Raw genomic sequence first — 21,343 nt, forward strand, 5'->3', positions numbered from 1 at the left:
CGGCTGTCCCGATGGCGGAAAACGGGCGGGCCGCATCGTCCGCGGCCCGCCCCACTTTGCTCTGTCCGGCGCCTAGGACGACGGGTTGAGGACGCTCGTGCGGTAGATCGTGCCCGCGCACGCGTTCGGGACGGTCGCCGATGCGGCCGGGGCACCGGCCTCCGGGGTGTGCGAGACCACGATGCTGCCGTCCGCCGTGCCATCCTCCGTGACGAGCTGGGTCTCGGTGGTGGTCGTTCCCGTGCCGTCGGTCGTGCCCGACGAACCGCCGTCCGTGGGCGACGGGTCGGGCGTCGGTCCGGTCGTGGGACATGTCTCCGACGGCACGAAGGCGAACTTCACCTCGTACGACGTCGACGGCTCCAGGAGCACCGCGCCGGCCTGGACACTCGGGTCGGGCAGTCCGGTCGCGGCGTCGCCCGTCGTGTGCTCGACCACGCTGATCTTCGCGGGGTCGGCGGCGCCCTGCGCCTGGAAGCCGACCGAACCGGAGCCGGTTACCGCACAGGCGGTGCCGGACACATTGGCGATGCGGAACGCGCCGTAGACCTTGCCCTCGGGGTCCGGAGCGCCGACCTCGGTCGCGTCCACGCCGAGCTGACTCGCCTCGCAGGTGGGCGTCGTGGCGGGGATGCTCTCGGCAGGATCGACCGGAGCGCCCGGCAAGTCGTCCGGGGCCTCGCTGCCCGGCTTCTCGGGCTTCTCCGACTCCTCGGACTTGCCCGGGGTGCCGGGCTCCTGGCCGGAGGGGTTGTCGCCGCCCTTCTGGCGCGCGTCGTCACCGGCCTTGGTGCCCGTGCCGCCCTGGGCCTGCTCGCCGTGTCCCGCGTTGACGGAGCGGTCGTCGGAGATGCCTCCGGAGTTCGCGACGTGGACGAAGGCGGGGATGGCGGTGCCGAGCAGGATCACCGATGCGGCCATGCCGACGAGGGCCTGGCGCTTACGGGCGCGCCGCGCGGGCACCGCCCTGCGGAGGTGGTCCAGAGCGCCTTCGGACGGTGCGAGGTCGTCGACGGCGTTGTGGAGCAGCCGTCGCAGAGCCAGCTCGTCACCGTCGAGCACCTCCGCAAGCGCGTCGCCGCCCAGCACGTCACCGCCCAGCACGTCACCGCCCAGGACGTCACCACCGAGGACCTCACCGCCCGGCGCGTCGCCGCTGAGCCCGCGGTCACGGCGGTGGTGCGTGTCCTGGTCCTTGCGGCCGTCCTCACGACCGTCCCTGCCCTGACGGCCGCTCAGGCCGTCGAGGCTGTTCCGGCCGTCGCGGCCGTCGCGGCCATCACGCCCGCCGCGTTCATCCGGCTTGTCGCGCTTGTCGCGCTTGTCGTGAAAGTCGTCAAGCGGCCCGTTGCTCACAATTCCGTTCCCAGTCCGGTCGTTCAACGGCCCGTCCGGCCCGTACAGCTCAGCTTCCTGCTCACGATCATGCCTGGGCTCGCGATCCGGCCCAAATCCGCGCCCGTGCTCATGCCTGTTCATGCCGAGGCCCCCATGGCGACACGCAGCGCCGCGATACCGCGCGAGCCGTACGCCTTCACCGAGCCCAGCGATATGCCCAGCGTCTCGGCGACCTGAGCCTCGGTCATGTCCGCGAAGTAGCGCAGGACCAGGACCTCTCGCTGGCGCCGCTGGAGCCCGCGCATCGCCTTGATCAGCGCGTCGCGCTCCAGCTGGTCGTACGCACCCTCCTCGGCGCTCGCCATGTCCGGCATCGGCTTGGAGAGCAGCTTCAGCCCGAGGATCCGGCGGCGCAGCGCGGAGCGCGACAGATTGACGACGGTCTGGCGGAGGTACGCCAGGGTCTTCTCCGGTTCCCGGACACGGTTGCGTGCCGAGTGGACGCGGATGAAGGCCTCCTGCACGACGTCCTCGCAGGACGCGGTGTCGTCGAGCAGCAGTGCCGCGAGACCGAGCAGCGACCGGTAGTGGGCGCGGTAGGTCTCGGTGAGGTGGTCAACGGTGGTGCCCGCGGCCGTCACGTCTTCAGCGCCTTGGCGCTGGGACGGTATGCGGGTGTTACGCGCGGCGGGCATGGGGGCGATCACCGGCATGCCGCCGGGCGTGCGGGGCCGCCGGAGCGGTCGCACCGCAGCGCCGCGCACCGGTGCCACGCCGACGGCGCGCACCGGAAGGCCGGCCGCGCCGATGCGGACCGGAACCACCGCTGTGATGTCGAGTACCTCTGCCACGCCTGTTGGACACGCTTCCCCCCGTCAGGGTTGTACGCGTGCGCCACGGCTTTTGACCGCGCACCGTATGCCCTCATGCGTACCCGCTCTTCCCCAATGCCCCATTTATCGCGGCACCGTGAAGGGGCGACCGCAAAGACGCCTACCGCCCGACCGCTGGTTGCAGGATGGCGGGAAAGCATCGTCGAACATGCCATCACCCCAGTTCAAGTGGTACATGCAGGCGACTTGACCACAGGGTGTTCACAGATCCTACAAAGATCTACGAAGTCCGGCGCTCAGAATTCCGCGACGACCCCGGTGAGGACTCCCGCAATGGACTCGGCGATCTGGGCGGTGTTCAGCGCGGCGCCCTTCCGGAGGTTGTCGCCGCACACGAAGAGCTCGAGCGACCGGGGGTCGTCCATGGACCGCCGGACCCGCCCCACCCATGTCGGATCGGTCCCCACCACATCGGCGGGCGTGGGGAATTCGCCCGCGGCGGGGTCGTCGAAGAGCACCACGCCCGGTGAGGTCGCGAGGATCTCGTGGGCCCGCTCGACGCTCACCTCGCGCTCGAAGCGGGCGTGCACCGAGACCGAGTGCGTTGTGACGACCGGCACACGGACACAGGTCGCGGAGACCCGGAGTTCGGGCAGATCGAGGACCTTGCGGGTCTCGGACCGGATCGCGAGCTCCTCGGAGGACCAGCCGTCCTCGCCGAGCGCCCCGGCCCACGGCACCACGTTGAGCGCCATCGGGGCGGGGAAGGGGCCCGTGCCGTCGCCGACGGCACGGCGCACGTCGCCGGGGCTCGTGCCCAGTTCCGTGTCCGCGACCAGCGCGAGCTGCGCGCGCAGCGCATCGACGCCGCCGTGCCCGGCCCCGCTGACGGCCTGGTACGCGGAGACGACGAGCTCGTCCAGGCCGAACTCGGCGTGGAGCGCGCCGACCGCGACGATCATGGCGAGCGTCGTACAGCCGGGGCTCGCGACGATGCCGCGCGAACGGACCCGCACGGCATGCGGATTGATCTCGGGGACGACGAGCGGAACGTCCGGATCCAGCCGGAAAGCAGCGGAATTGTCCACTACGACCGCGCCCTTGGCTGCGGCGATCGGTGCCCACTGGGCGGCCACGTCGGCCGGCACCAGGAACAGCGCGACGTCGACGCCCGTCAGCGCCTCCTCGGAGAGCGCGACGACCTCGGTCTCCACGCCGCGCACGGCCAGCTTGCGGCCGGCCGAACGCGGCGAGGCGACGAGTCGTATCTCGCCCCAGATGTCGGCGTGCTGCGACAGGATCTGGAGCATCACCGCGCCAACGGCCCCGGTCGCGCCGACGACCGCGAGCGCCGGCTTGCGGTTCATCGTGCGGCCGCCGGGGTCCCGGCGCTCCACGGTCACCGTCCGGTGCCTCCGTAGACGACGGCCTCGTCGGAGTCACTGTCCAGACCGAAGGCGGTGTGGACGGCCTGGACGGCCTCCTTGACGTCGTCCGCGCGCGTGACGACCGAGATGCGGATCTCGGAGGTGGAGATCAGCTCGATGTTCACGCCGGCGTCCGAGAGCGCCTCGAAGAACGAGGCCGTCACGCCCGGGTTGGTCTTCATGCCCGCACCGACGAGCGAGATCTTGGCGATCTGGTCGTCGTAGCGGAGCGACTCGAAGCCGATGGCGGCCTTGGTCTTCTCCAGCGCGTCGATCGCCTTCCGGCCCTCGGTCTTCGGGAGGGTGAAGGAGATGTCGGTGAGGCCCGTGGACGCGGCGGAGACGTTCTGCACCACCATGTCGATGTTGATGTCGTTGTCCGCGATGGTGCGGAAGATCGCGGCGGCCTCGCCCGGCTTGTCCGGCACGCCGACGACGGTGATCTTCGCCTCGGAGGTGTCGTGGGCGACACCGGAGATGATGGCCTGCTCCACCTTGCGGTCCCCTTGCGGCTCGTTGCTGACCCAGGTGCCCCGCAGTCCCGAGAAGGACGAGCGGACGTGGATCGGGATGTTGTAACGGCGTGCGTACTCGACGCAGCGGTGCAGCAGCACCTTGGAGCCGGAGCTGGCGAGCTCCAGCATGTCCTCGAAGGAGATCCAGTCGATCTTGCGGGCCTTCTTCACGACCCGCGGGTCGGCTGTGAAGACACCGTCCACATCGGTGTAGATCTCGCAGACCTCGGCGTCCAGGGCGGCGGCCAGCGCGACGGCGGTCGTGTCCGAGCCGCCGCGGCCGAGGGTGGTGATGTCCTTCTTGTCCTGGGACACGCCCTGGAAGCCGGCGACGATGGCGATGTTGCCCTCGTCCAGCGCCGTCCGGATCCGGCCCGGCGTGACATCGATGATGCGCGCTTTGTTGTGGACCGAGTCGGTGATGACGCCTGCCTGGCTGCCGGTGAACGACTGGGCCTCGTGGCCCAGGTTTTTGATCGCCATCGCCAGCAGGGCCATGGAGATCCGCTCTCCGGCGGTCAGCAGCATGTCGAACTCTCGCCCGGCAGGGATCGGGGATACCTGCTCGGCGAGATCGATCAGCTCGTCCGTCGTGTCGCCCATCGCCGAGACCACGACGACCACCTGGTGGCCGTTCTTCTTGGCATCGACGATTCGCTTGGCGACGCGCTTGATGCCTTCGGCATCGGCAACGGAGGAACCTCCGTACTTCTGCACGACAAGGCCCACGTGCGCTCCTCGCTCGGTCTCTGCCGCAGTTGTCACTGCGGTCGGCTCAGTTTAACGAGCGAGCCGGGAACGCCCCCGGCATATCACATCGTGAGATGTCCCGCTCACGACGTGATCATCCGCCCGGGTGGCGGCCCGCGCGGTGCGGGGCGCCCCTGGCCGCTCGGGCTGGCGCCTGCCCCCACGACGCGCGGGTACGCCGCATGTGGGGTGGCTCACAGCACCCGGCGCGCTGTCCAGGTCGCCTCGGCCGAGCCGGGTGGCGGATGGCCCTCGCCCGGAACGCGGACGCAGTCGGCCGGCGTCCGCTCGTACAGCGGTACGGCCCTGCCGGTGTCGCCCGCCGCTCGGTACGCCTCGGCGAGATCGCGACGGGACGCCAGGACACCGCGAGCCCCGGCCCGGCCACCGCAGGAACGGCGCCCACGACGCTCGCGATCCGGTCCGCTGTGCCCAGGTCCACGAGGGCGACGCCGATCAGCGCGACCGCGCCGGCGGCTCAGGTCCCAACTCCCGTCCATGTCAGGAGCTTGACCGAATCGCCATGCACACATCATTCCGGAGGGCGCGTCACTCCGCCGGGATGTACGCCATCCCGTGCCCCTGGCGAGGGCCCGGAACTTCTGCTGCGCCACGACTACCCCGGCGGGCGCGGCGCCGTCGCCCGGGACTCGACGTACACGTACACGTACACGGACGGGCCGGCCTGCACGCGCTGCTCGCCGACCGCACGGAACCTAGCGCCCCGCGCTGACCATGAGGGACGTACGGGCGGGGAAGGCGGTCTCGAACGTCGCGTCCTGCGGGGCGGCGGTGTCCACCAGCTTGATCATCAGGGGCGTGGAGCCGATCGGGCCCCGGGCGACGGCGCGCAGGCGGAAGCGTTCGACGCGGGCGGCGTCGCGGGCGAGCGGGGTGCCGGCGGGGGTGAGCCAATGGGGCTGGACGTCGTTGGCGACGCGGAGTTCGACGCGGGTCCAGCGGCCCGTGGCGGGGTTGCGGCGTTCGAGGACGAAACCGTTCTGCGCAGGAGCCGGGCCTTCGCCCGTGCTCTCCATGATCTCCATCTGGAAGTCCACGGCGATCTCGCTGTACGCGCGGGTGTTGCCGTTGTGGACGTGGACCGTGAACTCCTTGGCGGCGCCGTCCCGTACGAGGTCGATGCGGCCGCCGGCGGTGGAGGCGTACATGGCGACGACGGTCGGCCGAGCGGGAGGTGCCGGCTTACCGGCGGGCTTGGCAGCCGTGGCCGACGGCCCGGAGGTCTCCGGGGCCGGCGTAGTCGACATCGGTGACGGCGGCGGGGACGCCGGGAGCGGCAGCGCGGAAGTCGTGGCCGCGGAGGGCGAGGCGGTGGCCTTCGACGGGGCCGCGTCGTCCGTCGTCGGGCCGCAGGCCGTCAGCAGTGCCGCCGCCAGGGCGGCGGCGGGCAGGGGCATACGTCTCACGTGGTCCGCTCCCGCAGGCCCGTAGGGTCGAAGGGCCGTCAACGTAGCAGTGCGGCAGGCAGGACAGGACCACGCTGAGGTCTCACTTCCGCCACGGCCTCGCCGACCCGGCCGGCGCGCGGTCGCCCCATGGCCGGCGCGCGGTCGAAGCGGGCGGGATCAGCGCACCGTCCGGGCCCGCCCGAGCCCCAGCGGACCCGCGATCTCCTGCGCCATCACGCGCCCCGCCTCCTCCGCGAGGTCGTCCTCGGGAAGGTCCTCGTCCGTGTCCAGGCCGTCCAGCTCCTGGAGGGGCTGATCGAGACGGACGTGGGAGACGAGGGACTGCAGGGCGCGCAGCGTCGCGGACGCGGTGGGTCCCCAGTTGGAAAAGTAGGAGAACTGCCACCACCACAGCGCCTCGGTGGTGCGGCCCGCCCGGTAGTGGGCCAGGCCGTGGCCGAGGTCGGTGACGATGTCCGCGAGGTTGTCGGAGATCCGGCACGGCACCGGGGCCTTGCGGGGCTCGTACGGGTCGAAGACCTCCGAGAAGACGTCGACCGGGTCGAGCAGCACCGCGAACCGCTCGCGCAGCTCCTCGACCTCCAGGTCCGGGCCCGTGTCCGCCTCGTACGGCTCGTCGGGGACGATGTCCTCGTGGGCGCCCAGCCGGCCGCCCGCGAGCAGCAGCTGGGAGACCTCCAGGAGCAGGAAGGGCACCGCGCTGTCGGGCTCGTCGCCCCTCGCCACTTCCGTGGTGGCCACGATGAAGCTCTCGATCGAGTCGGCGATCTGGACCGCGAAGTCGTCCGGGTCCTGCGTGGCGGAGTGGAGCGTTGCGTCAGACATCGAGAAGTCGTCTCCCCTCGAAGGCACGCCCGAGCGTGACCTCGTCGGCGTATTCCAGATCGCCGCCAACGGGAAGTCCGCTGGCGAGGCGCGTCACTCTCAGCCCCATGGGCTTGATCATGCGCGCCAGGTACGTGGCAGTGGCCTCGCCCTCGAGATTGGGGTCGGTCGCCAGGATCAGCTCGGTGACCGCGCCGTCCGCGAGCCGCGCGAGCAGTTCACGGATCCGCAGGTCGTCCGGGCCGACGCCCTCGATCGGGCTGATCGCGCCGCCCAGGACGTGGTAGCGGCCGCGGAACTCACGCGTCCGCTCGATCGCCACGACGTCCTTGGGCTCCTCGACCACGCAGATGACCGCCGGGTCACGGCGCGTGTCCCGGCAGATGTTGCACTGCTCCTGCTGCGCGACGTTGCCGCACACGGCGCAGAAGCGGACCTTGTCCTTCACCTCGAGGAGGGCGTGGGCGAGGCGGCGGACGTCGGTCGGTTCGGCCTGGAGGATGTGGAAGGCGATCCGCTGCGCGCTCTTGGGACCGACGCCGGGCAGCCTGCCCAGTTCGTCGATGAGGTCCTGAACCACGCCTTCGTACAACGGAACGCCTCTCTGGGATTGCTTCGCTGGTTACGGTAGTAGCTGCCGGTGCGCCTTCGATAGGGCGGATCCCGGATGGGCCCGCCCCGCCGGAAAGGCGTACTGGTGGAAAGTCAGAAAGGCAGACCCGGGATCCCGCTGCCACCGGCACCACCCAGGCCCTGGGCGAGCGGGCCGAGCTTCTGCTGCTGCAGCTGCTGCGCGTTCTCGTTCGCGGCCTGGACCGCGGCGACGACGAGATCGGCGAGGGTCTCGGTGTCCTCGGGGTCCACCGCCTTGGGGTCGATCACGAGCGCGCGCAGCTCTCCCGAGCCGGTTACGGTCGCCTTGACGAGACCGCCGCCCGCCTGGCCGTCGACCTCGGTCGCCGCCAGCTCCTCCTGCGCCCGGGCGAGGTCCTGCTGCATCTTCTGGGCCTGCTGAAGCAACTGCTGCATATTGGGCTGACCACCACCGGGAATCACGGTCACTCCTGGCATTTCGACGACGAATGTTCGGTAAACCGAGCCTACGTGGTCGCGGGACGGCTCGCCCCGCCCAGTCGGCACCAACTCTTTCGAGTGAGAGCGACCGTCCTCCCTCTATCTGATCAAGACCCTCTTGCGGGCGGAAATACCGGGATTTCGCCCCCGGGGCCCACCATTCGGCGGTAGGAAGACCCTGCGCACCAGAACCCACGCGCGCATCGCACGTCACGCAGGGTTAGCAGGGTTACGTACGTAGTCATGCACGGCAGTCACGCACAGCAGTCGCGTAGAGCGCAGAGGAGTGCCCCGGTGAGTCAGCCGGAGATGCAGCCTGGGGGGTCGGCCCGGGAAGAGAGCGAGGTCTCCCACAAAGGGGGCGCCCCGGACCGGGACGCGACGCAGGGCGACCTGACGGGACGGCCGTTCCCGCTCGGCGACTGGGGCGAGCCGGCGGAGCGCCTCGACGAGCTCTACCGCTGGGTCGAGACGAACGCGCTGCGCACGGCGGAGTGGTATCTCTCCGACCGCGCCCGCAAGCGCCGCTGGGCCCGCGCGCTGCGCGTCGGTACGGCCGTGGGGGGCGTCATGGGCGCCGCGCTGCCGCTCCTCGACCTGACGGACGTGCTGGCGGGCGCCGCGGGCTGGGGCTATCTCTCGCTGCTGCTGGGCGCGGCCTGCCTGGCCTGCGACCGGTACTTCGGGCTGACGTCGGGCTGGATCAGGAGCGTCGCCACGGCCCAGGCGGTGCACCGCCGCCTTCAGGCCCTCCAGTTCGACTGGGCGTCGGAGAGCGTCCGCGAGGTGCTCGGCCCGACGGAGGGGACGGCGAGCGAGGCGGCCGAGCGGTGCCTCGGGGTGCTGCGGCGCTTCTCGGAGGACATCACCGAGCTCGTACGGGCGGAGACGGCGGACTGGATGGTCGAGTTCCGGTCGGGCCCGGCGCCGCTGGTCATGCAGTCGCTGGCGTCGCCGCCGGCCCGCCCGGAGACGGGCCACTCCGCGAGCCGCTTTCCCCTGCCCCCGTCGACCCGCCCCAACATGCCCCGCCAGCGCCCCCCGGAGCCGCGCTAGTGAGCTGCGGCGGACGGGCTCGCACGGAGCCCGTCCGCCTCTGCGGTGCAGCGGTCAGCTGAAGATGACCATGGAGCCCTGGCCGAGGCTGCGGGTGGCCGCGGCGTGCAGGCCCAGCCAGACATGGCGCTCGCGGGCGAACGGACTGTCGTCGTACGGGATCGGACCCGCCGGCTCCTCCAGGGAGGTGGGGCGGGCCGGAGGGGCCGGGGCGGACGGGGGGTTGGCGGGGTCGATGCCGATCACGGGGGCCACGAACTCGAGTTCGCGCAGGAGACCCTGCGAGGAGCCCAGCGGACCGCCGCCCGCGAGGAGTTCGTCGTTCGAGAGAGGGGCCTGGAAGTCGACGGGCACGTACGCGCCCGCGTGGTCGTAGTGCCAGACCAGATGCGACTGCTGGGCCGTCGACTCGAACATCTCCAGCAGCTGTTCGTAGTCGCCGCCCAGTTCGTCGACCGGCGTCACCGGCAGGCCGCAGAGCTGGAGCAGATACGCCCGGCGCAGGAAGTGCAGGGCGTCGTAGTCGAAGCCCGCGACGGGTGCGACATCGCCGGACAGGCCCGGCATGTAGGCGAAGACGGGAATGGTGGGCAGACCGGCCTCGGTGAGGGCCTTGTCGTACGACGCGATCTCTTCGGCGAACGGATTGTCGGGGCTGTGGCACAGCACATCGACGAGGGGGACCAGCCACAGGTCACAGGCCAAGACGGGCTCGCTCTCCATCGGAGTCGTGCAGGTTTGTGCGATGGTCGGGACAGCGTAGTGCTATGGGGCCGACCCGCACAGTCAGCAGTCGGGAGCGTGACCCTGAGCGCGGTCCCCGCCCGCGATCACGGAGCCCGCTGCTCCAGCCGGTCCGCCCACCGCAGGGCGTGCTCGTGGTGCGTCACGATCACGGCACGCGTCGCCTGCCCGTCGCCGAGGGTGATCGCGGCCACAAGGTCCCCGTGGCCGCTCCACAGCCAGGTCTTGAGGTCGGGTTCGGCGCGCAGATGCGGCACGGCGAAGGCCCAGGACTGCATGCGCAGCCGGTGCAGGAAGTCGGCGATGTACGGGTTGGCGACGAGGGCGCCGAGCTCCCGCCAGAACCGCAGGTCGTAGCCGATCAGGACGTCCAGCTCCCCGCAGCGGGCGGCCCGCGACGCCTCCTCCGCCCGGCGGCGTACGGAGACGAGGGCCGGGCCGTGCGCCGGGGTGGCGCGCGGGGCGCCGTCGTTGCGGAAGATGCCGTCCACGATCAGCGAGCGGGCCTCGACCATCCCCCGGTAGTCCTCCACCGAGAAGCGGTGCACCTGGAAGCCCCGGTGCTGGACGGAGTCGAGCAGCCCCTGCGCCGTGAGATCGACGAGCGCCTCCCTGACGGGGGTCGCGGACACCCCGTACGTGGCGGCGATCTCCTTCACCGTGAATTCCTGGCCGGGCTGCAGACGCCCCGCGAGGACCTCGTCACGCAGCGCGTCGGCGATCTGCTGCCGCAAGGTGTTGCGGGTCACAGTTCCGCTCGCGGGCATGATCTGGCCCCCTCCGTCCGGTTGCGCACACCTTAAGCCAGCCGGAGGGGTATTTGACGGCCTGTGGATGAGGTCTATGCCACTTGCCCGTCGGGGCCCGCGCGGGGAGCTCCCGGGGGCTCGTCCGCGGGCCCGTCGGGGCCTACGCCACGTGCTCGTCGGCGACGGCGAGCGCCGCGTCGAGGGCCGCGAGACCCTCCTTGGCCTCGGCCTCCGTGACGTTGCAGGCCGGGACGGCGTGGGTGCGGTTCATGTTGATGAAGGGCCAGAGGCCGTTCTTCTTGCACGCCGCGCCGAAGGCCGCCATCGGGGCGTTCGCCTCGCCCGCCGCGTTGTACGGGACGAGCGGCTCGCGCGTCTCCTTGTTCCGTACGAGGTCGAGGGCCCAGAAGGCGCCCAGGCCGCGCACCTCGCCGACCGACGGGTGGCGTTCGGCGAGCTCGCGCAGTCCGGGGCCGAGGACGGCCTCGCCGATGTGGGCGGCGTGCTCGACGACCTTCTCGTCCTCCATCACCTGGATGGTGGCGACGGCGGCGGCACAGGCCAGCGGGTGGCCGGAGTACGTGAGTCCGCCCGGGTACGGCCGCTTGTCGAAGGTCGCCGCGATCTCGGCCGAGATGGCGACGCCGCCGAGCGGCACGTACCCCGAGTTGACGCCCTTCGCGAAGGTCATCAGGTCGGGTACGACGTCGAAGTGTTCGGCGGCGAACCACTTGCCGGTGCGCCCGAAGCCGGCCATGACCTCGTCGAGGACGAAGACGATGCCGTACCGGTCGCAGATCTCGCGGACGCCCGCGAGGTAGCCGGGCGGCGGGGTCATGATGCCGGCGGTGCCAGGGACGGTCTCGAGGACGATCGCGGCGACGGTCGCGGGACCCTCGAACGCGATCGTGTCCTCCAGGTGCTGGAGGGCCCGCGCGCACTCCTCCGCCTCGGTCGTGGCGTAGAAGGGCGAGCGGTAGAGGAACGGCGCCCAGAAGTGGACGACGCCGGCGGACGCCGTGTCGGAGGCCCAGCGGCGCGGGTCGCCGGTCAGGTTGATCGCGGTGGAGGTGGCGCCGTGGTACGAGCGGTAGGCGGAGAGCACCTTCGTACGGCCCGTGTGCAGCCGGGCCATGCGGACGGCGTTCTCGACGGCCTCGGCGCCGCCGTTGGTGAAGAAGATCTTGTCGAGGTCGCCGGGGGTGCGCTCGGCGATGAGGCGTGCGGCCTCGGAGCGTACGTCGATGGCGAACGCGGGCGCGAAGGTGGCGAGGCGGCCGGCCTGCTCCTGGATCGCGGCGACGACCTTCGGGTGCTGGTAGCCGATGTTGGTGTAGACGAGGCCGCTGGTGAAGTCGAGGTAGCGGTTTCCGTCGTAGTCCCAGAAGTACGAACCCTCGGCGCCGGCGATGGCGAGCGGGTCGATCAGGCCCTGGGCGGACCATGAGTGGAAGACGTGCGCACGGTCGGCGGCCTTGACTGCCGCGCCGGTCTGCGGATCGGGTTCGACATGAGGGGTCATGCCGAACAGGTTAAGGACGCGCAGGTGGGAGTCGACATGGCCACCTTGTATGGCCTCGGCCACTTTGGTCGGCAAGGTGTCGGGGTCCTGCCGGAGTCCCCGTCGCGGTCTCGTCGGATCCCACGACGACGAACAGCATTGACAGTACGCTGTCGTCATGACAGTCTTCTGTCATCGAGCAATGGGGACGCAAGGGCTCAGGAGGCCACCATGAACGCCGCCGCGAACGCCGGCGCACATGCCACCCGCAGGACCGTCCATCTCGCCGTCTACGACACCTTCGCCGACTGGGAGACGGGCCACGCCACCGCCTGGCTCGCCCGCAGCGGGTACCCCGTCCGCACGGTCGGACCCGCCGCCGACAAGCCCGTCACCACCGTGGGCGGGCTGCGTATCCAGCCCGATCTCGCGCTCGACGAGCTGAGGCCGGAGGACAGCGCGCTGCTGATCCTCACCGGCGCCGATCTGTGGGACAGCGGGGACGACCTCGCGCCGTTCGCCCGCAAGGCCCGGGAGTTCCTTGAATCCGGCGTGCCCGTCGCCGCCATCTGCGGCGCGACGGCCGGGCTGGCGCGGGAGGGGCTGCTCGACGACCGGAAGCACACCAGCGCGGTCTCGTTCTACCTCGCGGCCACCGGCTACCGGGGCGGCGAGCACTACGTCGACGCGGACGCCGTCACCGACGGGGACCTGATCACGGCCGGGCCGACCGAGCCCGTCGCGTTCGCGCGCGAGGTGCTCGGCAAGCTGGGCGCGTTCGAGGGCAGCAAGCTGGACGCCTGGTACCGGCTGTTCCACGACTCGGACCCGGCCGCCTACGCAGAGCTCGGCTCATGAGCGGCACCGGCCGGCCGCGCGCACAGCAGGACATGCTCAGCACCACCGCGCTCGCCGTCTTCCGGCTGAACGGCCAGTTCCTCTCCGTCGCCGAGGAACTGGCCCGCCCGGCCGGACTGACCGCCGCCTGGTGGCAGGTCCTGGGCGCGGTGCTCGGCGAGCCCCTGCCCGTCGCCGGGATCGCCCGCGCGATGGGCATCACCCGGCAGAGCGTGCAGCGGATCGCGGACCTCCTGGTCGACAAGGGCCTCGCCGAGTACGTACCGAACCCGGCGCACCGCCGCGCCAAGCTGCTCCGCCCCACCGCCGAGGGCCGGGCCGCGATCGAGAAGATCGACCCCGGCCACGCGGACCTCGCGGCCCGGCTCGCGGAGCAGCTGGGCGAGGACGGATTCGCCGAGACGGTACGGGTGCTGGAGCGGCTCAGCGCGGCGATGGAGTCGCTGCCGTCGCCCGGCTCAGGGTGACTGCGGGAAGCTCCGCGCCAGCGACCTGATGGCGTAGGCCATCGCCTCCGAGTACGCCGGGTCGGTGAGACGGCGCTGCTGCTCCGCCTCGTCCACGTCCTCGACGTGCGTCATGATCCACCAGATGTTGCCGTACGGGTCGCGGACGCGGGCGAGCCGTCCTCCATGACGAAGCGGGCGACCTCCTCGGCGCCGAAGGCGCGCTGGGCGTAGTCGATGAGACCCGCCGTGTCGTGGCCGATGATCCACGGCGTGATGGTGGTGTAGCCCTCGGGCACCGGCTGAACCGTCATGACGATCTCCCTCAGTGGTGGGTGGCGATCGGACCGGTTCCACCGTAGGAAGGGAGTAGGACAGCTCCTGTCCTACAAGCGCCACAGAGCTCCCCGGCCTGTGAGCGGCGAGCGTTTCAGTTCCGCCTCGACCAGCGCAGCGTCAGGTATCCGTCCCCGCCCAGCTCCGGCTCCACGTACGTCCCGAACGCCCTCCCCGCCCTGCTCAGCACCTCGGACAGCCATGCCGCGTCCGCCTCCGACGCGTGCTCCAGCCGCATCTGCCGCGCCTGCATCGGCGCGATCCGCAGCGCAGCCAGCTCACCCGTGGCCGCGTCCAGCACGGGGAAGTACATGAGCCGCAGGTCGTCGCGGTAGCGCTCGTAGCCCGAGATGCCCTCGTAGTCGTCGATGAGGTCGCCGCAGCCGTAGAGGATGAGCTTGTCCCGGTACACCTGGATGGGGCGCGGATGGTGCGAGGAGTGCCCGTGGACGACGTCCACGCCGCCGTCGACGAGCCGCCGCGCGAAGGTGATCTGGCTCTGCGAGACGTCGTACCCCCAGTTCGACCCCCAGTGGATCGAGACGACCGCCAGGTCCCCTTCTCTCCGCACGGCCGCCAGCCTCCGTACGAGGGCGTCGGCGCTGCGCACCGACAGATCGGGCACGAAGTCCACTCCGGGCCGCCCCTCCCCCGCCGCCCAGCGCGACGGGACCCCGGCGGACGCCATCCCGCACGACAGCACCAGGACCCGCCCCTGCCCCTCCCGCGTGGCCACCGCCACCGGCCGCCGCGCCTCCTCCGCGTCCCGCCCCGCCCCCGCCGGGCCGAGACCGGCGGCGCGCAGCACCGCCAGGGTCTCCTCCAGTCCGCGGCGCCCGAAGTCGAGCACATGGTTGTTCGCCAGCGCGCAGACGTCGGGGTGCGCGGCGGTCAGGCACGGCACGTTGTCGGGGTGCATCCGGTACGTCACGGCCTTGCCGGGCGCGAAGTCGTCGCTCGTCGTGACGCTGCTCTCCAGGTCGATGACGCGTACGTCGGGTGCGACCTCGTCGAGCACGTCCAGGGCCGCCCCCCATGGCCAGGCGAAGTCCACAGGCTGGGCGATCTTCCCGTTCACGGCCTCCGCGAGAGCCACGTAGTCGCGGGCGTCGCGGATGTACCCCTCCCGCAGCTCGGGGCGACCGGGGTGCGGGAGGATCTGGTCGACGCCCCGTCCCGGCATCACGTCGCCGCTGAGGAACAGTGTTACGAGGGCCTGGCCCATGCCGGTCATTTTCCCACCAGTGGTCATTCTTGGCGGGCCTCGCCCGTCCGGGACCGCGACGGCCACGTGACGACGGTCAGATGAGGACGCTCAGGTGACGGTGACACGCAGGACGTACGGCCGGCCGGTACTGATCGCCTCCGCCTGCTCGCGCAGATCGGCGTGGGTGAACCCCAGCAGCGCCTCATCGGCCGCCCGGCGCAGCAGCGGCAGGATCTCGGTCACCGGCCGGCCGCGGTGCGTCTCGGCGAGCCGCGCGAACGCCTGCTGGTAGGGAACTCCGTACGTGCCCGACGTGCCCGGCGTACTCGCCGTACCCGCACTGTCGGCCAGCAGCCGGTCCAGGTGCTGCCTGCCCACACTGATCTCGCCCATGACGGCTCCCGTGCCCGATGGGACCCGGCCGGTCCAGGCCCTCACCCACGACGCTACGAGCAGGGTCTGACAATTCGGTCCGGGCGCTGCCCGGGCTCGGTCGAGGCCCCGCCACCCGAGGAAGCTCCAGCGACGGGACGACCACGAGAGCAGCTCGACGGCGCTGAAAGCGATGGTCAGGAGTGGTGGCGCCCGTCGGGGCGGGCTTCATCGCAACGCCCTCCTCGCGTCATCGAGGGAGATCGTCACCAGCCTGCCCCGCTCAGCAGTTCGATGGCCGCCCACCGCAGCAGCAGCGGGTGCACGAAGCGGTCGGCGCCCTCGGGCGGGAAGCGCCAGGCGAGCGGCCAGGTACGGCCCTGGAGAGCCGGTACGGGTACGTAGCCGGCATGGCCGGTGGTGGAGTTGAACCGCGTCACCCCGCGCGGCCAGCAGCGGCGGGCCGTGCTGCCCGCCGGGAGCAGGAAGTAGACGCCGCGGCGGCCGTTCGCCTCGGTCACGATCGGGCCGGGGTCGCCGCCCGTCATGCGCTCCATGAGGTCGGCGAGCCGGCGGCCGTCGTCGCCGTCGACGCGTACGGCGTCGAATTGCACACCGGCCTTTCTCAGCCGGAAACCGGATTCGGGGATCCAGTCGAGGTTTACTTGGCGACTTTCCGCATTCATAAGTCCAGTCTGGCCGCCCATGATTAGCGTTTTCCATGACCTGGGCGGGGCGTCGCATGTCAGTTGACCTGCGTCAACGCAGCTTGATCCGGGTCGAATTCGGCGGGGTCGGGTTGTGACCGGTTGAGACCGGTTGAGGCGAAACGGTGATCGCGATGGCGCGAGCGGAAAACAAGGAAGCGGAGGGTCCGGCGACGCGGCTGGTGGCGGATATCGCGCGCAAGATGCGCGTACGGAAGGGGCTGACGCAGGATCAGCTCGGCAGGCAGATCGGCTTCACGGCGGCCGCGGTGAGCGCGATGGAGACGTGCGCACAGCCGGCGAGCGACGAGATGCTCGTGAAGCTGGAGGAGGTGCTCGGGGACGGGATGGGCATCTTCGAGCAGGCGCGGGAGTACGTACGGCTGGACAAGTACCCTCCGCAGTTCAAGAACTACGCGCTGCTGGAGCAGAAGGCGCTGGCGCTGCACCTGTATGCGACGCTCGTGGTGCACGGCCTCTTCCAGACGGAGGAGTACGCGCGGGCGCTGATCGGGGGCGGGTATCCGCCGCTGCCGGAGCAGAGGGTGGAGGAGTTGGTCGAGGCGCGGATGGCGCGCAAGGCGCTGTTCGAGCGGGAGCCGGTGGCGCTGATCGAGGTGGTGCTGGAGGAGTCGGTCTTACGGCGGACGATCGGCGGCGAGGAGATCATGCGCGGCCAGATGCGGCACCTTGCGGAGTGTGCCCGGCGGCGTAACGCGACGGTTCAGGTGCTGCCGCTGGACTGCGGCCTCAGCGGCGAGTACGCGGGCGCATACGGCGAGATGAATCTGGTGGAGACCCCGGAACATGACCGCCTGGTCTACATGGAGGTGCAGGACGAGAGCCTGCTGATCAAGGAGCCAGGAAAGGTGAGTACATACGCGCAGCGGTATGCGAGGATCCGAGCACAGGCCCTGGATCCCCGTGAATCGCTGGGTCTCATCGAGCAGTTGGCAGGAGAGCAGAGATGAGCAGCACCCTGCGGTGGTTCAAGTCCAGCTATAGCAGCCCCAGCGGTGGCGACTGCATCGAAGTGGCCTTCGACTGGCGCAAGTCGTCGTACAGCGACGACAGCGGCGGTAGCTGCGTCGAGGTCGCCGCCTGCCCCCACACCATCCACATCCGCGACTCCAAGGTCACCGACGGCCCCACCTTCGCCGTCGCGCCCGCCGCCTGGACGACCTTCCTCGCCTGGGCGGAGTGACCCCACGACGGCAGAATGGGACCGATGAACGACAACGAACTCCTGGCCGAACGCTTCGAGGCCCATCGGTCCCACCTCCGCTCGGTGGCGTACCGCATGCTCGGCTCGCTCGCCGAGGCGGAGGACGCCGTCCAGGAGGCGTGGCTGCGGCTCAGCCGCTCGGACACGAGCGACGTCGAGAACCTGGGTGGCTGGCTGACGACGGTCGTCGGGCGCGTATGCCTGGACATGCTGCGTTCCCGCACGTCACGGCGTGAGGACCCGCTGGACGTCCACGTACCGGACCCCATCGTCGGCAGCATCGAGGGCACCGACCCCGAGCACGAGGCGATGGTCACGGACTCGGTCGGGCTGGCGATGCTCGTCGTCCTGGACACGCTGGCGCCCGCCGAGAGGCTCGCCTTCGTCCTGCACGACATGTTCGCCGTGTCCTTCGACGAGATCGCGCCCATCGTGGGACGCACCCCGGCGACGGCACGGCAGCTCGCGAGCCGCGCCCGGCGACGGGTGGGCGCGGCGCCGGTGCCGGACCCCGATCTGGCGAGGCAGCGCGAGGTCGTGGACGCGTGGGTCGCCGCCACGCGGGGCGGCGAATTCGACGCCCTGCTCTCGCTCCTCGACCCGGACGTGGTCCTGCGCGTGGACGGCGGCGTCCTGGCCGCGGGCGCGACGAAGCTGGTCCGCGGTGCGGAGTCGGTGGCCGGGCAGGCGCTCATGTACCAGCGCTTCGCGCCGTACGGACGGGTCGCCCTCGTCAACGGGCTGCCGGGCCTCGTGTCCCTGCCCGAGGGCAAGCCCACCGCGGTCATGTCCTTCACCGTCTCCGGCGGCAAGGTCGTCCAGCTCGACATCCTGGCCGACCCGGAGCGACTGCGGGAGCTGGACCTTTCGGTCCTGGGGGACTGAGGGAATTGCGGGTGCGGGGCCCGGGCACGATCCGGGCCCCGCACCGTTCACGGTTAGTCGACGATCCTGATCGTCCGGACCCCCGTACCCCGGTACCGCGAAGGTGACCGCGTCAGGACCGGGCGCCCCCGGGGCCACTCGACGGACGGCCGCGCGAGGTGCAGCGCGTGCGCGCTGCTCCAGTCGTCGTCGGCTTTCTCCGGGTCGTCGTGCTCCGCGGTGGTGCGCAGTCGTTTGCCGACTGCCAGCACTCCGGCGAAATCGAGCGCGGTGATGTCCACGGACGGCAGAGCGCCGATGTGCTCAGCGACACCCGCGCGATCGACCTCGGCGGCGGCGAGGCACAGGGCCGGGATGCAGACCCGCCGCGCGGGATCCTTCTCTGCCCATGTCACCAGCCGCGAGGCCATCCGGTTGCCCGCGCCGAGCGCGAGAGCGGCGGTGTCGTCGAAGACAACGGCACGCGGCAGCGGGTACTTCTCCTTGTCCGTCACTGGACTTCCCCGATCCGCCCCGCCTCCAGATCGGCCCAGAGCTTCTCGGCGGCCTTCTCGTCCTCTTCCGTGAAGGGACCGCCGAGGAAGTGCTCCTCGCAGTACGCCTTCGTCTCCTCGTACCGCCTCTGGAGCTCCGCCTTGGTGGGCGTGGCACCCGCCAGCTCCGCGACCAGGTCGCGCATGGTCATACCACGCTCCCGGGCCAGCTCCAGCAGGCGGTCGCGAACGGCGGAGTCGACCTTGATCGTGGTGTCGGCCATAGGCGGAGTATACCGACGGTATACCTTCTCGGGGCGTTCGAGTGCGATGGTCATCGGCAGCCCGTTCTCTTGAAGGACCTGGCCCGGAGCCGGGCCAGGGATCTACGAGCCGGCCGTCAGGCCGGACACGGCGGCGCACCGCGCAGCAGGGCCCGTGCCGCTGCCCCGCCTCGTCGCGCGGCCGCGACGAAGCCGCCGACCGCGCGGTCCTGTCCGGCATCCGGCACGGGTGCGCAGTTCCGGCACGCCCCGCCCGCCGCGACGGGCGCGCGGCACTCCTCGCACTCCGCCGGCGCGGGCGGCGGCGGTGGGGGCGGAGCGGGCAGTTTGCGGATCAGGCGGTCGGCGAGCAGCGCGGCCGGGGCGTGCACGGGACGCGGCAGCCCTTCGGTCAGCGCGGCCCGGATCGTCGCGTCACTCGCACCGACGGCCCACCACTGCTCGACCAGAGGCGCCAGCCGCTCCGCCTCCGCCGCGCCGAGGGCGAGGCGCGGCTCGCGCCGTGCCAGCGACGTGAGCAGCGCGGCGGCCGGGGTCGGCGGTGCGGCAGGGACCGGCGGGGGCACCGGCGCCGGGGAGGGAGGTTCTTGTTCCCTGGTCTTTTCTCCCGAAGGGAGCGGGCCTGGGGCGCCGTTGTCCGGTTCACCGGAGGCCAGGTTTCGGTCAACTTCCTGTGCCCCGGCCTCCGGCCGCTCCTCGGACACGTCGTGAGGCGCGTCGTACACCTCGTAGACGGTGGCGAGCGTCCCCGTCTCGGGGTTCTGCCTCAGCACGCGGCGCAGATACCCGGACACCTCCAGCTCACGGAGGGCCGCGGAGATCCGGTCCCGGCCCTCCGTGCGCTTGGCCGCGAGGCTGCGGATCGACGCCTTCGCACCATCCGGAAGGCTCAGTAGGTACATCAGCACGCCTGACGCGCACCACGAGATGCTGTCGTCGCGCAACAGCGCATTGGTGAACGTGGTGAAGGAACGCGTAGGGGTAGTACGGTGGATGCGCATCGGGAGTTTGGGCTCCTGGTGTCGGGCCCCCGGGTGTTGGCGCACCGCGGGGGCATTCTTGTGCGTCTGTGCAGGTGGTGACCGTACACCCACACAAAGTCGCCGGCGCAAGTGCCAACAGCATTGGCCAGAGCCGGAGTTCGGGACACCGGAGCCCGGGAATCGGACCGGGCCCGACCTGCGGTTTTGTCTGGATCGGCACCTGAAGGGCCCCAGCTGTCCACCCGCTCGCCCGGAACACAGATCACCCGTCCGAGTGAGCGGGGGCGGTACGGCCGCCGCCGTACCGCCCCCGCGCCCGTCCCTGGCGGACGGGAGTCAGCAGTACAGGTTGCCGCCCGTCGGCACACCCAGGATCTGGGTGAAGCGGGTGTAGTTGTCAACGCGGCTCTGGACCTGCGCCGGGTTCTTGCCGTCGCACTCCAGGGAGCCGTTGATCGAGCGGATGGTGTGGCCGAAGCCCGCCTGGTTGACCATGGCGTTGTGGCCGGTCATCGTGCCCGGGCCGTTCTGCGTGTTCCAGTACCAGAGGCCGGTCTTCCAGGCGACGGCCGACTCGCGCTCGACGCGCCAGGGGTTGCCCAGCAGGTCGATGCCGAGGGCGTCGCCCGCGGCCTTGTAGTTGAAGTTCCAGCTGAGCTGGATCGGGCCGCGGCCGTAGTACGCGGCCTGGCCGGCCGGACAGCCGTAGGGCTGGCTCGCGTCGCAGTAGTGGGGGTAGTTGGCGGTGTTCTGCTCGACGATGTGGACCAGGCCGCCCGTCTCGTGCGAGACATTGGCGAGGAAGGCCGCGGCCTCCTGCTTCTTGACCGTGTCGCTTCCGGTGTTCGCGAAGGCGGGGTAGGCGCTCATCGCCGCGGTCAGTCCGCTGTACGTGTAGAAGGCGTTCCGGTTCGGGAACATCTGGTTGAACTGCGCCTCGCTGACGACGAAGCCGGACGGGGACGGGCCGGGGCCGGGATCGCCGCCGCCGGTTCCGCACGTGCCCTGGTCGGCCCAGACGCCCCACTCACCGGTCGTGCCGGGAGTCTCACCCTGGGTCCACCACTTGGCCTGCCAGTTGTGGCCGTTGTGGGAGGCGATCATGCCGTTGGTGTACACGGCGGAGGAGTTCCAGGCGGCGGCACAGTCGGCCGCCGCGGCCGTCGAGCCGGGCAGGAACACCGCGAATCCGAGGATCGCCGCGAAGGCGGCGACCAGGCTCACCATGCGTCGTGACAACGTTATCTGCCTTTCCCTGTGGGGGGTTTGGAGTCGTGGGGGATGCAAAGGGTGGTGCTGTCACACGTGTTGAGCACTGAACCTGA

Annotated in this window: 26 protein-coding genes and 1 pseudogene; 7 read left to right on the forward strand and 20 right to left on the reverse strand. The window is 70.9% G+C overall.

Annotated features, from left to right (window positions below):
- Positions 1-72: 72 nt before the first annotated feature.
- From ACFV9O_RS12140 to ACFV9O_RS12155, 4 genes are all read right to left on the reverse strand, one after another.
- Positions 73-1,356: a hypothetical protein gene (locus tag ACFV9O_RS12140; RefSeq protein WP_385415860.1), complete on the reverse strand. Its 1,284-nt coding sequence runs from the start codon at positions 1,354-1,356 to the stop codon at positions 73-75.
- Positions 1,357-1,475: 119 nt separating this feature from the next.
- On the reverse strand, positions 1,476-2,189 hold the full coding sequence (locus ACFV9O_RS12145) for a SigE family RNA polymerase sigma factor (RefSeq protein WP_385415863.1): 714 nt from the start codon (positions 2,187-2,189) through the stop codon (positions 1,476-1,478).
- Between the two features lie 278 nt (positions 2,190-2,467).
- The gene (locus ACFV9O_RS12150; RefSeq protein ID WP_385416018.1) at positions 2,468-3,538 is read right to left on the reverse strand and encodes an aspartate-semialdehyde dehydrogenase; all 1,071 of its coding nucleotides are present in this window, start codon (positions 3,536-3,538) and stop codon (positions 2,468-2,470) included.
- 32 nt (positions 3,539-3,570) lie between these two features.
- Positions 3,571-4,842, reverse strand: coding sequence for an aspartate kinase (locus ACFV9O_RS12155; RefSeq protein WP_385415865.1), 1,272 nt, complete (start codon positions 4,840-4,842; stop codon positions 3,571-3,573).
- A gap of 590 nt (positions 4,843-5,432) precedes the next feature.
- Here ACFV9O_RS12155 and ACFV9O_RS12160 point away from each other — a divergent pair.
- A pseudogene (locus ACFV9O_RS12160) lies at positions 5,433-5,549 on the forward strand (SAM-dependent methyltransferase); the annotation flags it as partial.
- A 30-nt stretch (positions 5,550-5,579) separates the two neighbouring features.
- Here the strand turns inward: ACFV9O_RS12160 and ACFV9O_RS12165 are convergent.
- From ACFV9O_RS12165 to ACFV9O_RS12180, 4 genes are all read right to left on the reverse strand, one after another.
- The gene (locus ACFV9O_RS12165) at positions 5,580-6,290 is read right to left on the reverse strand and encodes a hypothetical protein (RefSeq protein ID WP_385416032.1); all 711 of its coding nucleotides are present in this window, start codon (positions 6,288-6,290) and stop codon (positions 5,580-5,582) included.
- A 159-nt stretch (positions 6,291-6,449) separates the two neighbouring features.
- Positions 6,450-7,118, reverse strand: a complete 669-nt coding sequence (locus ACFV9O_RS12170) for a DUF5063 domain-containing protein (protein WP_385415866.1) — start codon at positions 7,116-7,118, stop codon at positions 6,450-6,452.
- Positions 7,111-7,710, reverse strand: coding sequence for a recombination mediator RecR (recR, locus tag ACFV9O_RS12175; protein WP_385415868.1), 600 nt, complete (start codon positions 7,708-7,710; stop codon positions 7,111-7,113). Before recR ends, ACFV9O_RS12170 begins: the two co-directional genes overlap by 8 nt.
- 113 nt (positions 7,711-7,823) lie before the next feature.
- On the reverse strand, positions 7,824-8,174 hold the full coding sequence (locus ACFV9O_RS12180; protein WP_385416021.1) for a YbaB/EbfC family nucleoid-associated protein: 351 nt from the start codon (positions 8,172-8,174) through the stop codon (positions 7,824-7,826).
- Positions 8,175-8,486: 312 nt separating this feature from the next.
- Here ACFV9O_RS12180 and ACFV9O_RS12185 point away from each other — a divergent pair, with 312 nt between their 5' ends.
- Positions 8,487-9,248: an SLATT domain-containing protein gene (locus ACFV9O_RS12185; protein WP_385415870.1), complete on the forward strand. Its 762-nt coding sequence runs from the start codon at positions 8,487-8,489 to the stop codon at positions 9,246-9,248.
- A gap of 54 nt (positions 9,249-9,302) precedes the next feature.
- Here the strand turns inward: ACFV9O_RS12185 and ACFV9O_RS12190 are convergent, their stop codons facing one another.
- The 3 genes from ACFV9O_RS12190 to ACFV9O_RS12200 all read right to left on the reverse strand — a co-directional run bounded on the left by ACFV9O_RS12190 (position 9,303) and on the right by ACFV9O_RS12200 (position 12,263).
- A complete protein-coding gene (locus ACFV9O_RS12190; RefSeq protein ID WP_385415873.1) occupies positions 9,303-9,953 on the reverse strand; it encodes a hypothetical protein in 651 nt (216 codons plus the stop codon).
- A gap of 125 nt (positions 9,954-10,078) precedes the next feature.
- Positions 10,079-10,759 (reverse strand): GntR family transcriptional regulator, encoded by a 681-nt coding sequence (locus ACFV9O_RS12195; protein WP_385415875.1) that lies wholly within the window; start codon positions 10,757-10,759, stop codon positions 10,079-10,081.
- Between the two features lie 142 nt (positions 10,760-10,901).
- Positions 10,902-12,263 carry an aspartate aminotransferase family protein gene (locus tag ACFV9O_RS12200; protein WP_385415878.1) on the reverse strand — a complete coding sequence of 454 codons (1,362 nt, stop codon included), beginning with the start codon at positions 12,261-12,263 and terminating at the stop codon, positions 10,902-10,904.
- Positions 12,264-12,473: 210 nt separating this feature from the next.
- Between ACFV9O_RS12200 and ACFV9O_RS12205 the strand changes: the two genes are divergently transcribed.
- Both ACFV9O_RS12205 and ACFV9O_RS12210 read left to right on the forward strand, forming a co-directional pair.
- The gene (locus tag ACFV9O_RS12205; RefSeq protein ID WP_385415881.1) at positions 12,474-13,100 is read left to right on the forward strand and encodes a type 1 glutamine amidotransferase family protein; all 627 of its coding nucleotides are present in this window, start codon (positions 12,474-12,476) and stop codon (positions 13,098-13,100) included.
- A complete protein-coding gene (locus ACFV9O_RS12210; RefSeq protein ID WP_385415883.1) occupies positions 13,097-13,567 on the forward strand; it encodes a MarR family winged helix-turn-helix transcriptional regulator in 471 nt (156 codons plus the stop codon). Before ACFV9O_RS12205 ends, ACFV9O_RS12210 begins: the two co-directional genes overlap by 4 nt.
- Here ACFV9O_RS12210 and ACFV9O_RS12215 read toward each other — a convergent pair.
- The 5 genes from ACFV9O_RS12215 to ACFV9O_RS12235 form a co-directional block, all read right to left on the reverse strand.
- Positions 13,559-13,681 carry a hypothetical protein gene (locus tag ACFV9O_RS12215; RefSeq protein WP_385415886.1) on the reverse strand — a complete coding sequence of 41 codons (123 nt, stop codon included), beginning with the start codon at positions 13,679-13,681 and terminating at the stop codon, positions 13,559-13,561. The genes ACFV9O_RS12210 and ACFV9O_RS12215 overlap by 9 nt on opposite strands.
- Positions 13,678-13,860 carry a hypothetical protein gene (locus ACFV9O_RS12220; RefSeq protein WP_385415888.1) on the reverse strand — a complete coding sequence of 61 codons (183 nt, stop codon included), beginning with the start codon at positions 13,858-13,860 and terminating at the stop codon, positions 13,678-13,680. The genes ACFV9O_RS12215 and ACFV9O_RS12220 overlap by 4 nt, the downstream gene beginning before the upstream one ends.
- A 116-nt stretch (positions 13,861-13,976) precedes the next feature.
- On the reverse strand, positions 13,977-15,107 hold the full coding sequence (locus ACFV9O_RS12225) for a CapA family protein (protein WP_385415891.1): 1,131 nt from the start codon (positions 15,105-15,107) through the stop codon (positions 13,977-13,979).
- A gap of 90 nt (positions 15,108-15,197) precedes the next feature.
- Positions 15,198-15,482: a hypothetical protein gene (locus tag ACFV9O_RS12230; protein ID WP_385415894.1), complete on the reverse strand. Its 285-nt coding sequence runs from the start codon at positions 15,480-15,482 to the stop codon at positions 15,198-15,200.
- Between the two features lie 245 nt (positions 15,483-15,727).
- Positions 15,728-16,147: a hypothetical protein gene (locus tag ACFV9O_RS12235; RefSeq protein WP_385415896.1), complete on the reverse strand. Its 420-nt coding sequence runs from the start codon at positions 16,145-16,147 to the stop codon at positions 15,728-15,730.
- A gap of 155 nt (positions 16,148-16,302) precedes the next feature.
- On the opposite strand from ACFV9O_RS12235, the gene ACFV9O_RS12240 reads away from it, so the two are divergent.
- The 3 genes from ACFV9O_RS12240 to sigJ are packed head-to-tail and all read left to right on the forward strand — an operon-like array spanning position 16,303 to position 18,278.
- Positions 16,303-17,139 carry a Scr1 family TA system antitoxin-like transcriptional regulator gene (locus ACFV9O_RS12240; RefSeq protein ID WP_385415899.1) on the forward strand — a complete coding sequence of 279 codons (837 nt, stop codon included), beginning with the start codon at positions 16,303-16,305 and terminating at the stop codon, positions 17,137-17,139.
- Positions 17,136-17,372 carry a DUF397 domain-containing protein gene (locus ACFV9O_RS12245; RefSeq protein WP_385415902.1) on the forward strand — a complete coding sequence of 79 codons (237 nt, stop codon included), beginning with the start codon at positions 17,136-17,138 and terminating at the stop codon, positions 17,370-17,372. The genes ACFV9O_RS12240 and ACFV9O_RS12245 overlap by 4 nt, the downstream gene beginning before the upstream one ends.
- A gap of 24 nt (positions 17,373-17,396) precedes the next feature.
- A complete protein-coding gene (sigJ, locus tag ACFV9O_RS12250; RefSeq protein ID WP_385415904.1) occupies positions 17,397-18,278 on the forward strand; it encodes an RNA polymerase sigma factor SigJ in 882 nt (293 codons plus the stop codon).
- A gap of 53 nt (positions 18,279-18,331) precedes the next feature.
- Here sigJ and ACFV9O_RS12255 read toward each other — a convergent pair whose 3' ends face one another.
- The 4 genes from ACFV9O_RS12255 to ACFV9O_RS12270 form a co-directional block, all read right to left on the reverse strand.
- Complete coding sequence (locus ACFV9O_RS12255) at positions 18,332-18,772, reverse strand: hypothetical protein (protein WP_385415906.1); 441 nt, start codon at positions 18,770-18,772, stop codon at positions 18,332-18,334.
- Positions 18,769-19,035, reverse strand: a complete 267-nt coding sequence (locus ACFV9O_RS12260) for a hypothetical protein (RefSeq protein WP_385415908.1) — start codon at positions 19,033-19,035, stop codon at positions 18,769-18,771. The genes ACFV9O_RS12255 and ACFV9O_RS12260 overlap by 4 nt, the downstream gene beginning before the upstream one ends.
- A gap of 116 nt (positions 19,036-19,151) precedes the next feature.
- A complete protein-coding gene (locus tag ACFV9O_RS12265) occupies positions 19,152-20,036 on the reverse strand; it encodes a hypothetical protein (RefSeq protein ID WP_385415910.1) in 885 nt (294 codons plus the stop codon).
- Between the two features lie 318 nt (positions 20,037-20,354).
- Positions 20,355-21,245, reverse strand: coding sequence for a glycoside hydrolase family 19 protein (locus ACFV9O_RS12270; RefSeq protein WP_385415911.1), 891 nt, complete (start codon positions 21,243-21,245; stop codon positions 20,355-20,357).
- Positions 21,246-21,343 lie beyond the last annotated feature (98 nt).

This window comes from Streptomyces sp. NPDC059909, assembly GCF_042730885.1.
Classification (GTDB): domain Bacteria; phylum Actinomycetota; class Actinomycetes; order Streptomycetales; family Streptomycetaceae; genus Streptomyces.